This window comes from Bacillus sp. JCM 19034 (assembly GCF_001310635.1).
Lineage (GTDB): Bacteria > Bacillota > Bacilli > Bacillales > Bacillaceae_D > Halalkalibacter.
In genome coordinates this window covers 411,552-425,413 of sequence record NZ_BAXR01000002.1, presented here as the reverse complement: position 1 = coordinate 425,413, position 13,862 = coordinate 411,552, and the positions used below count along the sequence as shown (strand labels likewise).

Annotated in this window: 10 protein-coding genes and 2 pseudogenes; all 12 read right to left on the bottom strand. The window is 36.3% G+C overall.

Going from position 1 to position 13,862, the window contains the following annotated elements; translation table 11 throughout:
- Positions 1 to 27 precede the first annotated feature (27 nt).
- The gene (locus JCM19034_RS05585; protein ID WP_062047957.1) at positions 28 to 2,061 is read right to left on the bottom strand and encodes a 3'-5' exonuclease; all 2,034 of its coding nucleotides are present in this window, start codon (positions 2,059 to 2,061) and stop codon (positions 28 to 30) included.
- Between the two features lie 65 nt (positions 2,062 to 2,126).
- Positions 2,127 to 2,849, bottom strand: a complete 723-nt coding sequence (locus JCM19034_RS05580; protein ID WP_062047954.1) for a UvrD-helicase domain-containing protein — start codon at positions 2,847 to 2,849, stop codon at positions 2,127 to 2,129.
- Between the two features lie 13 nt (positions 2,850 to 2,862).
- Positions 2,863 to 5,733, bottom strand: coding sequence for a PD-(D/E)XK nuclease family protein (locus JCM19034_RS05575; protein WP_062047952.1), 2,871 nt, complete (start codon positions 5,731 to 5,733; stop codon positions 2,863 to 2,865).
- A 117-nt stretch (positions 5,734 to 5,850) separates the two neighbouring features.
- The gene (locus JCM19034_RS05570; protein WP_062047950.1) at positions 5,851 to 6,225 is read right to left on the bottom strand and encodes a DUF1516 family protein; all 375 of its coding nucleotides are present in this window, start codon (positions 6,223 to 6,225) and stop codon (positions 5,851 to 5,853) included.
- A gap of 180 nt (positions 6,226 to 6,405) precedes the next feature.
- Complete coding sequence (gene phoU / locus JCM19034_RS05565; RefSeq protein ID WP_062047947.1) at positions 6,406 to 7,053, bottom strand: phosphate signaling complex protein PhoU; 648 nt, start codon at positions 7,051 to 7,053, stop codon at positions 6,406 to 6,408.
- A 14-nt stretch (positions 7,054 to 7,067) separates the two neighbouring features.
- Positions 7,068 to 7,901 carry a phosphate ABC transporter ATP-binding protein PstB gene (gene pstB, locus JCM19034_RS05560; protein WP_062047945.1) on the bottom strand — a complete coding sequence of 278 codons (834 nt, stop codon included), beginning with the start codon at positions 7,899 to 7,901 and terminating at the stop codon, positions 7,068 to 7,070.
- Positions 7,902 to 7,920: 19 nt separating this feature from the next.
- A pseudogene (gene pstA / locus JCM19034_RS05555) lies at positions 7,921 to 8,804 on the bottom strand (phosphate ABC transporter permease PstA).
- 2 nt (positions 8,805 to 8,806) lie between these two features.
- Positions 8,807 to 9,745 carry a phosphate ABC transporter permease subunit PstC gene (pstC, locus tag JCM19034_RS05550; protein ID WP_156323899.1) on the bottom strand — a complete coding sequence of 313 codons (939 nt, stop codon included), beginning with the start codon at positions 9,743 to 9,745 and terminating at the stop codon, positions 8,807 to 8,809.
- A gap of 111 nt (positions 9,746 to 9,856) precedes the next feature.
- Positions 9,857 to 10,876, bottom strand: a complete 1,020-nt coding sequence (locus JCM19034_RS05545; RefSeq protein ID WP_062048141.1) for a phosphate ABC transporter substrate-binding protein PstS family protein — start codon at positions 10,874 to 10,876, stop codon at positions 9,857 to 9,859.
- Between the two features lie 641 nt (positions 10,877 to 11,517).
- Complete coding sequence (locus tag JCM19034_RS05540; protein ID WP_062047943.1) at positions 11,518 to 12,978, bottom strand: SulP family inorganic anion transporter; 1,461 nt, start codon at positions 12,976 to 12,978, stop codon at positions 11,518 to 11,520.
- A 288-nt stretch (positions 12,979 to 13,266) separates the two neighbouring features.
- Positions 13,267 to 13,407 (bottom strand): hypothetical protein, encoded by a 141-nt coding sequence (locus JCM19034_RS21600; RefSeq protein WP_156323888.1) that lies wholly within the window; start codon positions 13,405 to 13,407, stop codon positions 13,267 to 13,269.
- Between the two features lie 167 nt (positions 13,408 to 13,574).
- Positions 13,575 to 13,858, bottom strand: a pseudogene (rpmA, locus tag JCM19034_RS05535) (50S ribosomal protein L27).
- Positions 13,859 to 13,862: the final 4 nt, after the last annotated feature.

The following is a 13,862-nucleotide window of genomic DNA, read 5'->3' as shown; positions in this document are numbered from 1 at the left end:
GATCGCGGAGTTCGCATGCACGGTGTACTAAAGTACCAAGTAAAGTAGGGTTATACCCCTTATATTCTGGCTTTGACTGCCATGATCGTGCTCACTTTCGATAGGAATACCAAGAACAAATCGTTGATAATACATATCTGGATCATGCATAAACATCATAATTTCAGAAACAGTCAAAGAAAAGTTCTGTGTATTTCTTTTCTCTATACGTGGTAATGAATACGATCTCGTATTCTCTCTTTGCCAATTCCTCTCATCGTATTTTTGAGATTCAATGATATATCGTTGCAATTGATGTTTCTCCAATGCACTTTTTAAAAAAGACAACCATGTTCGATTGCCTGTAGACTCATTACCAATTAAGTATAAATAATCACGGGCACGTGTCATCGCTACATATAGCAAACGCTTCGACTCCTCAAGAGCCTCTGCATCTGCTATTGATTTAACCAATTCGTACCCTGGCGTATCGATAATCTCTGACTTTTCATCGAGGTTATCATGCTCTTTTTTGACATTTAATACAAATCCAAACTGTGGATGAAACCGTACCCTTCCGCTGTCTTTTCGTAACGCTCGTTCTAATTGTGGCAAAAAAACGATCGGAAATTCTAAACCCTTTGAAGCATGGACAGTCATTATTTGTACAACATCACCTTGTACACGTTCAATCTCTGAATCGCCTTCTTTTTCACTGAGTTCAATACGTACATCTAATTCAGCTAAAATCACTTCTAAATTTCCTTCTTGACGTTCGACCATCCAACGAATCACTTTTTCAACATTTTTCACCTTTTGCAAACCATGCTCTTGTAGTAATAAAGATGCACGTAACCCTGTATCAACAAATACTTCCATTAAAGAATCTTCCAAACCGTTCACTTCAGTTAATGGGACCCATCTATTAAGCCAGCTTTGTATTCGCTCAAAGACTTTTTGAACTTCATTTGAAAGAAACATCCATTTATCTGAGTATTCATATACTATTTCAAATAGAGCTTGTCCATCATCCAAAGTTTCCTCAATTTGAAAGAAGTCTTCTACACTTAGACCATTTAAAGGACTACGTAGCACGGCCAACAAATGGATTTCTTCAAACGGTCGCGTTAACCAACGAATCATCGTTACAAAATCAATCACTTCCTGGCGTTCAAAAAAACCAACTCCACCATTAATGACATAAGGAATATTCTTTTTTGTTAACGATTGTTCCAGTGATAGTAAATTCGTTCTCGAAGGAATCAATATTGCCATATCTCCCCATGTAGGAGCACGCCAGCTTTTATCTTCAACTAAAATTTGTTTATCTTCCACCATTGCAACCATTCGATTAGCTAATTGGTCAAATTGGCTTTCCTTTTCTAAGTCTTCTTCAGACATAATCATAAGCTCTACTCGTTTTTGTTCAATATCCTGATCTAAATGACGATGACCAATCAACGGGGTATAAACAGTTTGAAAGTCTTCTGTTCTTTCTTTCACCATAACAGTTGCAAATAATTCATTAATCGCATCAATGACTGGAGAAAGAGTTCGATAGTTTTCATTCATTAACAATGCTTCAGCATCTTCCTCATTCTTCGCTTTTTCCTCCATTTCATTCATTAAGCGAACATTAGCTCCGCGGAAACGATAAATAGATTGCTTTTGATCTCCAACAATAAATTGATAATACGGATCAATTTTTTCCAATACCTCTAGCTGCAGGCGATTTGTATCTTGAAATTCATCTACCATCATATGGCGAAACTGCTCTTTGCAATACCTTTGAATAGATGGTTTATTTAACAAGCTAACTGCTTTTTGTTGAAGATCATTAAAATCGAGTAAAGTAGCCCGCTGCTTTTCAAGCTGATAGCGATGATTGAATTCTTTAATAAGCGATACAATCGCTTCTAACAAAACAGTTGCTTCCGTATTAACCCGAGTCGGACCTCCTATTTTTTTCCAATCCTCTTTAAGTGGTTTCCAATGCTTTTCGTACAACTCGTATAAAGAGGGTGCCTGTTCTTCCCATGACTTATTCGTCCGTTTAGGCATAGCCTTCATTGCAGCATCCATATAATTATTAGGATCTTCGGGAGATATCCCGGTAAATATCTCTTGAATTGCTAGTAAATGCTTCTTTATTGTACTAGATACCTCGTTACTACTCGGAAATGCTTCGATGCAGCTAATGCCTCTTTATGAAATGACTGGAGAATAACATTTTGTTCCATTCGTTTTGCTTCCATTTGAACATGTAACATTTTGTCTACTTCAAGTTGGTTAATCGCTTCTTCTCCAACCGTTAATTCTACAATTTCGCCATGTAGCTGTTCGATCGTTTCCATCAGTTGTTGCTCACTCATGATAGAAAATAATGAATAAGCACGTTGGAATAGCTCTTTTTCTTCAAACATTTGATTTAAGATTTCTCTCTTTTTAACAGTTGATTCGAGATCATCGAGTACTCTCGTACGCGGAGGTAAATCTGCATGTAGGGCGTATTGTGATAATAACCTTTGACAAAAACTATGAAAAGTTGAAATAAAAGCACGCTCAAGTAGTGTTTGCTGCTCTTTCCAAAACAACGCTTCTCCCTCTGTAGCAGCATGATTTTCCTTCTCTTTCATCCTTTTCCTAATACGATCTTTCATTTCACGGGCTGCTTTTTCAGTAAATGTAATTGCAACAATTTCATCAACAGAAGCTCCTAATGGATTTTCAGGGTCATTGTAACGAACTTCACATAAATAAACAAAACGTTCGGTTAAAACACGTGTTTTTCCTGAACCGGCACCTGCAGAAACTAATAATAATGATTGATTACTAAAAATTGCCTGTCTTTGAACCGTATTGAACTCCATTGTTCATCTCCTCTCATTGTTTCCCTTGCCTTTGTTCAGGTGTCGCACGGCAAATACTTATATACGGGCAAAATGACGAACACTCTTGCGGGGCGACGTCATAGAACTGAGACATCCCCTCCCACAATGTCGCAACCTGCTCCGTAATTTGATATTTATCTAAAAACGCTCTCGTGCCAAATTCCTCTTCTTTATTTTTGCAAAATGAACTTACATGATAGGGAGAATCCTTGCCAACTAGATCCACACGCCAAATCCCATTGTTTGAGCGTTTATCTGGCTCCTTTAACGAAATATATGATGCTCCATCTACGAAGATTTTTTTCTTTTCATTTCGTTCATACTGTTCACGAAGAGCATAAGCATATAATGGTAATTGTAGCTTTAATCCGGACTGTACCTCGTCCATTTTTATTGATGCTAAACCTGTTTTATAATCATAAATCACTATAGAGTCTTCTTTTCGGTCTACCCGATCAACTTTACCTACTAAAATAATTGATTCCTCTTCAGATAAAGGTAGTTCAAATCGTATTGGGTGTTCAAAAGCAACTATCTTCATACTCGCTAAAGCATTATTATGCCAAAAGTGTTTTAATTCAGCTTGCCACCATCTACTTAAGCGTTGCTGCCACTGTTCCTTTTTTAATACTAAATGAAACCGTGACAACTCAACGTTCTCTTTCTCAACCTCTAACCACTTTTCCTCAAACCGTTCACGTAGTCGAATCGGAACATGTTGCAGTTCTTTTTCTGAAACGGAACCAAACTCTCGGTTGATTAACTGACAATCTTTATATACACCTTCTATCAAACTATGAACGATTTGACCAATAGTAAGCGGAGATACGTCTGATTGTTTCTCCTTTAATTCACCAACCTTTAATTCACGGTCAAGCGCATACCGAAATGAGCACCGTGCATAACTTTCTAGTTCTGTCACAGCTACAATATGTTTTTTTCTCCTAGTGGCATATTCCACTGAAAGCCGTTCTTTAGCATCTGTTAATCGTAATTGATGCTTTTTAATGTCCGATAATGTACTCGGTATTGGCTCGACTTTGTATCCTTCACCGATTTTCACTGCAATCATGTCGATGTACGATTGCTCTGTTACACTGACATCTTTTTGCATCCGCCCGAGCCACGTCCATTCCTTTTCAATATCATAATCTACAATATATGGTGAAGGATGATGTGGATGTTCTGGATCAACACCTTTTACATACGTAAAAACAATTTGATCAATTCCAAGGTAATCAAGCTGTTCAAAATATGCATCTTGCTTCAATTGAAAATGCTTCTGTGTTGGCGGGCTATATCGAATACTAAGGTCCATTAAATCACGTTCAGTCACATAGCCACTTAAACGATGTCGAGCTGGGAAACTACCTTCATTCATCCCAACAACATATAAACGTTTCCCTGAAAATGAACGGACGTCACGCCACGTATGAACAGCAACTCCCTTATTTTGAGCTCGTTCTTTAAAAATCGTTGTTATTAAACCTAACTCACGGAACCATTCAACAAACAGGTCATGAGTTACGCTAACATCAATTTCTTTTTCAACTAGCTCTGCCAACTCGGCCTCTACTTTCCGTTCGATTAAATCTAATGCTTTGTATTCATCGGCTATCTTTTTTAGAATAGTAGGTGATTCATTTCCTTTTAATTTCCCCATCCAATAGTCCATAAGTGGTAATTCTCTTAACCAGCTTAATAACCTTGACAAATACTCTGTAAACAATCCTTCAGTAGGCCATCTTAACTCATTCAATTTATCATACAGTAGCTCATACTTTTCCTCAGTCCAATCTCCATCCTTAATAAATTGTTGCTTTTGTTTCGAATATGCTAATCCGCTCACATGATATAGTTTTAATATTTGTTCTACTTTAGGAAGCTTATCCCACTTTGTGAATGTTATTTCAGCTTCAATTGCCATCTTTACGAAGGAGAAAATCGCCGTAGTTGATAGTGAACGTTTTTTGGCGATTTGCAATGGAATAGAATACATTTCAGCGTAACGTTGTAATTCTTGTATATCTTCCTGTTCATCGACGATTACTATTCCGATTTCTTCAAGTGCATCACAATGACTAATCTCTTCCATTAGACCTCGCCACTGCTCCTCAGCAGTTGTTGCGGAGACAACTAATTTATCACTATCTGCAACGTTCCGTTCACACCTGTTCAAATGATTATCAAAGCCTATTTCTACGAGTTCAGCAACTGTCTGCTCAACAATCTCAAACGACTTCTCATAAGGGAGAATGATTTCAATCCTTACTCCTAATCGACATAACGCTTCAATAAGTAGAGATTGCAATGGGCTAAAGTCAAAAAAGCCGTCAATCACTACAACTGATAAATGAATCTCCTTTATATTCTTTAATCGTTCAATTGCATGTAATATCTGATTTTCTGGGTCAAGCATCTGTTTATTTTGTACAATTTCTTGTTCATACTTCTTAAACAACGGAATTAGCGTTTTTAACGAGCCGGTTACCCTATCTAAAGAAAGTCCTAAACGCTTTATTTGTCCATACGTATCGGCGTATGCTCTTGCTTTTGCTAAATTCCACTCCTGTTCAAATGATCGTTCATGTTTAACAAATTGCTGAAAAAAAAGAGTTCGTTCCTGTTCCGTCAATGGTAAATACGTACAATTTGTTTGTTCAAGAATGTAAGTTGCTAAATCATCAAATGTACAAATCATTAACCCCGGTTGTACTTCCCTCGCTTTTTTCATCCATGTATATGAAGGTAGTAGATAGAAAGCGGGTTTATTCTCTTTTTGCTGACGTTTATAAGCTTTTTCTAATCTAATTTGACTCGCTACATCTTGTAATGCTGTACCTACAATAATTTGCTCACCCATTAGTAAATCACTCCCTCCAATTAAATTCCTTCTACTAGTTTACCACTTCAAACAAAAAAGAGGCACCTCAAAAGGCTGATCACCTTATGAAGCACCTTATAACATGTAATATTGTAACTAGAAACGAATAACGCCAAATCCCATTAAGACGACAATAATTGTAATTAGAGCAAATGCACCCAAATAGATCCCAGCCTGTTGTTGGAGAGTATTTTTCTTCGTTCTCACTAAGATCATTTCCATAACATAAATAAGGATAAGTGCTAATATTCCTTTTACAATCAGAACCACTGGGAATTGGTAGCCAATTAACGTACCAATTCCAGATACAAGCATGATAATATAAAATAGTCTTGTAATCATATGTACGATTTTCGCACCTATATCCTTACGCAGCTTATAAAGAAGAAAAGCAACAACGAACAAAATAAGTAAAATCGCCCACGATCCACGATGTGCCTCATAAAATATATTAATCAATGATTGTGACATCCATTTCTCCTCCTTTCATATACTCTTTCCTTAAGTATAATCGACTCGGTGCTGTTTCACAAATTCAAACGATACATTTTTATTACAGATTTATGAATTGTGTCATGTATTCTATTTTAAAGATCTTAATATAAGAAAAAATCCGTTTGAGTTTCAAATCTCATACGGATTAAGCTATCATTAGTTTAAATCAAAGTGCTTACCATTCACTTCATATATAACCCATTCAGCAATATTTGTAGCATAATCGGCAATTCGTTCAATAAAGCGTCCAATAAAAGCTAGTTGAGTAATTTGGTTAATTTCAATCGTCTCATCTTCGTTTGAAAACAAGGTACGAATAAACTGTCCGTACATTTGATCTACTTTATCATCCATATGAGCAATTTTTTGTGCAGTAAGTACATTTGTTTGCTTATATGAATCCAAAGAGACTCGCAACATCTCCTGTGCTTTTTCACCCATTTGAATAATGAGAGGATGAAAAGGAGTCTTATGAGTTATTCGTTTTGATTGTTTAGACATATCCACTGCTAAATCAGCTACACGTTCAAGGTCGCTAGAAATTTTTAAAGCTACCACTAATTTACGTAAATCTGTAGCAACGGGCTGTTGTTTTGAAATTAGCAAAATGATTTGATCATGCATACTTAGCTCTAGTTGATTTATTTTCTCATCACCATTAATGATTTTCTCCATTTGAGCATAATCTGCTAGATCAAATGCTTTCATAGCTTCTTTTAACACTAAGCCAACTTCATTACCCATTTCAAGTACATTCTCTTTTATAATATCAAGCTGGCTATCAAATTGTGATCGGATTGACATATACTAACCTCTCTTTATCCAAAACGACCTGTAATATAGTCTTCCGTACGTGAATCGCTAGGGTTTGAAAAAATATGATCTGTTTTATCAAATTCAACAACTTCTCCATTTAAAAAGAATGCTGTTTTATCAGAAATACGTGCAGCCTGCTGCATGTTATGAGTTACAATAATAATTGAATATGATTCTTTTAATTCTTGAATGAGCTCTTCAACTTTTAACGTAGACTTCGGATCAAGTGCAGAAGTTGGTTCATCCATTAAAATGACATCCGGTTCAATTGCTAAACATCTAGCGATACATAAACGCTGCTGTTGACCACCCGATAATCCGTAAGCATTTTCTTGTAAACGATCCTTCACTTCATCCCAAATATATGCACCTTTTAAGCTTTTCTCCACAATTTCATCTAATACTTTTTTGTTACGTATTCCATGAATACGTGGCCCATATGCGATATTATCATAAATTGATTTAGGGAAAGGATTTGGCTTTTGAAATACCATTCCTACACGAGTTCTTAAGTCTTCTACTTTATAGGATTTATCAAGAATGCTTTTACCGCGATACATAATATCACCGGAGATTTTTACAATTGGAATTAACTCTACCATACGGTTTAATGTTTTTATATACGTTGATTTTCCACAGCCAGAAGGCCCAATAATTGCTGTGACTTCTTGTTCATGTATAGATAAATTAATATTTTTAAGTGCATGATCTTTTCCGTACCATAAATTTAATGATTTTGTATCATACACAACAGATTTATCTGTATTTACTTTCTTTTCCTGCCCGCCCTCTACATTATTCACCACTTGATTTTGCTTTGCTGATGCAAGTACCATATCATACAACCTCCTTAAATTAATATCTTTTTTGATATTTATTTCGAATGATGATAGCAGCCGAATTCATTAAAAAGAGTACTAATAGTAAAACAACAATTGTCGCTGCTGCCAAATTCGCATATTCCGCCACTAACGCAGCATCAATCGTCCAATAATAAATCTGCATCGGTAATACGGTAAAACGATCCATAATACCACCAGGAAATGGAATTAATAAAGCTGGAATACCAATAACAACAAGTGGTGCAGTTTCTCCAATAGCACGTGACAACGAAAGGATTGCCCCAGTTAAAATACCAGGTATAGCAACTGGTAAAATAACATTTTTAATTGTTTGCCATTTTGTTGCTCCCATTCCATAAGAAGCCTCACTTAAGAATCCAGGTACAGCTCTAATTGCCTCTTGACTAGCAACAACGATAATTGGCAAAACGAGCAATGACATCGTTAAACCACCAGCTAATATAACATTTCCAAGACCTAACAATCGGACAAATATTGTTAAACCTAAAATTCCGAATACGATGGAAGGAACTCCAGCTAAATTGGAAATATTCGTCTGAATAAATGAATGAAATTTCCCTCTTTTTGCATAACATTCTAAATAAATTGCCGTACCAACCCTAAAAACAATGTTACGGGTCCTACTATTAGCATGAGCCATAACGTTCCTAGAACTGCTCCCATAATACCAGCATTATCAGCGTTATTAGATAATCTTCCTGTTAAAAAATTCAAATCAATCCATCCGATACTTTCAGAAACAACTCTTGCAATAAGTACTGCTAGCACAGCTAGACCAAATAATGTCGATAGGAAAAAAGTAATTTTACAAATTTTATTAAAAAGTAGCCGTGAATTCATTCGTTTTGCAACTTGTACATGATCAATGTATTTCATGATTAATATTCCTCCCTATACCTACGAGAAATATATTGCGCTAGCAAATTCATTACTAATGTAAACACAAACAATGTCATCGCCACCGCATATAGACTATAATATATCGTCGAACCAGCAGGGGCATCTCCACTGGAGACTTCAACAATGTATGCAGTCATTGTCTGCATAGATTGGGTAATATCAAAAGTAAAATTCTTTGAGCTTCCACTCGCAATTGTTACAATCATCGTTTCACCAATTGCACGAGAAATACCCAAAACAAAGGATGCAATAATACCAGATGTTGCAGCCGGAATAATGACTCGACCTGTTACTTCTAACTTAGTCGCCCCTAATGCAAGTGCTCCTTCTCGCATTGAATTCGGTACTGAACTCATTGCATCTTCGGATAAGGAAGCTACCATTGGGATAATCATAATTCCCATTACAATACCTGGACTTAATATATTCGTCAACTCTAAACCAGGTATAAATGAACGTAATAGAGGTGTTACAAACGTGAAAGCGAAGAATCCATAAACAATCGTTGGAATACCTGCTAACACTTCAAGCATTGGTTTTAAAATTCTTCTTACTTTATCTGATGCATATTCGCTTAAAAAAACAGCTGTCATTAATCCAATTGGAATCGCAACAAGCATTGCAATGACAGAAGACAATAACGTACCCATGATTAAAGGTAGTACACCGAATTGAGGTTCTTGACTCAATGGTCGTAATACAGTACCTGTAAAGAAATCAATTAGTGGAACTCTACGGAAAAATTCAAAAGTTTCGGTTAGTAGTGTAAATATAATACCAATTGTTGTTAAGATCGAAATTGTTGCAATGAGTAATAATAGTTTTGGAATAAGTTTTTCAAAAACACTTAAAAAACTCCTAGAACTTTTCTTTTCAGCTATTAATTGTTGAACATTGACAGCCTTCCCCATTTTCATTTCCACTTTAGGATTTCCCCTTTCACCCAGTTCCTTATAAAACTACTTGCTTTAAAAAACAGAGAAGATGAGAGTAGTAATCCCTCATCTTCTGCTACCTCTTCGTATTGCTTATTTTAACCCTTCAAGGATTTCAATATATGATTGTATTTCTTCATCTGGAAGTGGTGCAAAACCAGTTTCGCCTGCAAAATCATTGAATTTGCTAACAGCATAGAGAGCAAAATCTAATACTTGCGGCTTTTCTTTTGCCATATCAACATTTAAGTAAGTGAATACAGGGCGTGTAAATGGAGCATAATCACCTGATTCATCAATTGTGTCTAGGCTTGGCTCAACTGGGCCATTACCAAAGTCAACTTTAACTGCTTGTACCTGATCTTGATTGTTCACATAGTAACCAAAACCAAAGAATGCAATTCCGTTTACATCTTCAGATACTAGATTAACAAGTGTAGAATACTCTTGTTGAAGATTAACTGAATCAACTAAATCTTCTTTTTCTAAGATCACTTCATAGAAGAATTCATATGTTCCGTGGTTTTCATTTGGTCCCATTGGTTTAATTTCATCATCTGGGAAACTAGGGTCAAGATCAGACCACTTTGTTACGCCACCATCATGCTTAAAGATACTAATAAGTTGTTCTTCTGTTAATTCAGTTGCCCAATCGTTATCAGGGTGAATAACAAATGTTAAACCATCTAACGCAACCTTGAACTCTTGTACTTCTATTCCTAACTCTTCTGCAAGCTCTAATTCTTCTTCTTTAATTTCACGTGATGCATCGTTGAAATCAGTTCCGTCTTCTGCTAAGAAGCGTTGGAACCCAGCACTCGTTCCCGCACGACTTACTTCAACTGATACATTTGGCTGAGCATTTACCATATAATCTTCAGCAACAACTGACATTAATGGGAAAACTGTACCTGAACCATCAATAACCACACTTCCGCTTAAATCAGCTGCTTCTTCTGTTTGAGCGTCCTCATCAGTTCCTTCATCCTCTGAACCATCATCAGTAGTCTCTTCTGTTTCAGCACCGCCCGTATCTTCCTCAGGAGCATCTGTTTCATCTCCAGCTCCACACGCTGCAGCAACAATCATAAGAGCTGCCATAATTAAAAGCATTAATAGTTTTTTCACTTCATTGTCCTCCCTTTTTCTTTAACGAGAATGTGTAATAGGTTTCCCTCTCACATTTGCTAGTATAGTTGTGCATTATTAAGTGAGTATGAGCTGTATGTAAAGGTTTTGTAAATAGATGTTGAAATCTATCAAATGATCGTATAATGAGCCGATTATCTCTACAAATTTAGAGCATTGTCCCTTTAACAAAACAAAAAACACCTAGATTATTATTCTAAGTGTTCGTCTCTGTATAATCGCTTTACTCATTGATCTACTTTACTGCTTACATTTCCTAATATAAGGTTTTATTTAATCCTAGATTTCCAATCACAATCTTTGCTTCCATGAATAAAAATGAACGATATCTAGTCAAAGTTCAAAATAACTATAATGTAAATCATAGTAAAACTGCAGTTGAAACTAGGTTCAATCCTTTATTCAAGTGAACGTTAACCATCCTAATTCTTACTATGATCTCGGCTTTTGAATTCGCACGATCAGCTTCACAACATCTACCTTACCATCTTTGAATCTTAAAAGGAAAACTGATTTGATAGTAGCACATATAGAATGATTTGATTTTGCTAGAAAAAGGTAAATACGATGATTAGAAAAAGTTCTAATCATCGCATATTTTCCATTTAATGTCCTGAAGCTTTTGATAAACCACCAATTTTTTCTTTTAGTTGTGCACTTTCACTATTTAAGCCAATATACGTAACACGAATCTTATTTTGTTCGAATTTACTTTCGATTTTATCTAGTGCTCCGATTGCGGAATCATCCCATAAATGAGCGTTTGTTAGGTCAATTTCAACATGCTTAACTGGAAGCTTAAAATCAAATTTATTGACAAAATCCGTAACAGATGCAAAGAATAATTGTCCTTTTACACGATAAATTAGTTTATTCTTTTCCTTTACGTTCACTTTTTCAACATCAACCTTTGAAATTTTTGCTGCAAAGAAAATCATACTTAAGAGAACACCTGCAAGTACGCCAATTGCTAAATTATGTGTCCATACAACTGTGCCTACTGTAACAACCATAACGATTGCATCTGTTCTTGGTAGCTTATGAATGTTTCGTACGGATCCCCAATCAAAAGTACTAATTGATACCATGATCATGACGCCAACTAGTGCAGCCATTGGTATTTGTACGACAATATTACCTAATACGATAATTAAGAACATAAGAAATGTACCAGCAACGAGTGCCGATAAACGCCCGCGGCCACCTGATTTAACGTTAATAACAGATTGTCCGATCATTGCACAGCCTGCCATCCCTCCAAAGAAACCCGCTACAATGTTCGCAATTCCTTGACCACGACTTTCCTTGTTTTTATCACTTTCCGTATCTGTCATATCGTCGACAATATTTGCTGTTAATAAAGATTCAAGTAAACCAACGATTGCTAACGCTAACGAATATGGAAAAATGATCATTAATGTTTCAAGCGTAAACGGGATATCAGGTATTAAAAAGATAGGGAAGGTTTGTGTTATTTTACCCATATCTCCGACTGTTGAAACGTTGAATCCACCAAATATTACGACAGCTGTAATAACGATAATTGCTGCCAGAGCAGATGGGAATGCTTTCGTAATGCGCGGTAAACCATAAATGATAAAAAGCGTTGCGGCGACTAAAACGTACATTAACCACGTTGCACCTTCAAATTGCTCAAGCTGGGCCATAAAAATGAGTATCGCTAATGCATTCACGAAACCGATCATAACTGACCTGGGGACAAATTTCATCACACGAGCTAGCTTAAACACGCCAAACAAAATCTGTAAAACTCCGGTTAAAATGGTTGCTGCCAATAAATATTGTAGACCGTGATCTGCAATGAGTGTAACCATAACAAGTGCCATCGCACCTGTAGCAGCGGAAATCATCCCGGGGCGTCCACCAACAAAAGCGATGACAACAGCAATACAAAAAGAAGCGTACAACCCAACCATCGGGTCGACTCCTGCGATAATGGAAAAGGCAATGGCTTCTGGAATCAATGCAAGTGCGACGACAAGACCAGCGAGTACATCTCCTCTCACATTGCTAAACCATTCCTGTTTGATTGTTTGTAAATTCAATTCTACACCTCTCCTATTCTTGTTGTAAAATGACTTTTGACTCTCACAAAAGTCGGGTCCGTTTTTCACAAATTGTATCATATCATCATTCACAAAAATAATAAACTATCATGTAAGCGTATACATATAATAGATGCTTCGTAATACTTATGTATTCATAGATTTAAAAAAGAAATCATAAAGTTGTCATATTACCTTGCTTTTTGTCAACCTATTTTTACCAATTACTTAACCGTAGCCATAAGAGTATGAACATTATCCATACATTTCTCAGATTATATATTTGAACTATTTGTTTCTATTCTCATTTATTCTTTTTCGTTCCATTTCTAAAATCAATTCCGTCAATAATCTACGCTGCTTGTGATCATTTGCATCGCAAAGTTGTTCGCGTATTATGTCAATACGATCTTGTGTTTTCTGTTTCACTACAAACTCTCCTTCATTAATACATCATGTGTACAGAAGTTAGTATTGACATATTTTTGCAAATAAACAAAGGGTATGGCAAACAGAAGACTTCTCCTTTAGCCATACCCTTTTCATAAAGAAAAGCTAACAAAAGGCAATAAACCGTTTGTTAGCTTTCCAAATCATTATTGTGCAGCTGGATAAACACTTACTTGCTTACGGTCACGACCAACACGCTCAAACTTAACAACGCCGTCTACCTTTGCAAATAACGTATCATCTCCACCTTTTCCTACGTTCACACCAGGGTAAATACGAGTACCGCGTTGGCGAACTAAGATTGAACACCTGTTACTGCTTGACCGTCTGCACGCTTAGTACCAAGGCGCTTCGATTCAGAGTCACGACCGTTCTTAGTACTACCTACCCCTTTTTTCGATGCGAAAAATTGAAGATTCATTTTCAACATGGAA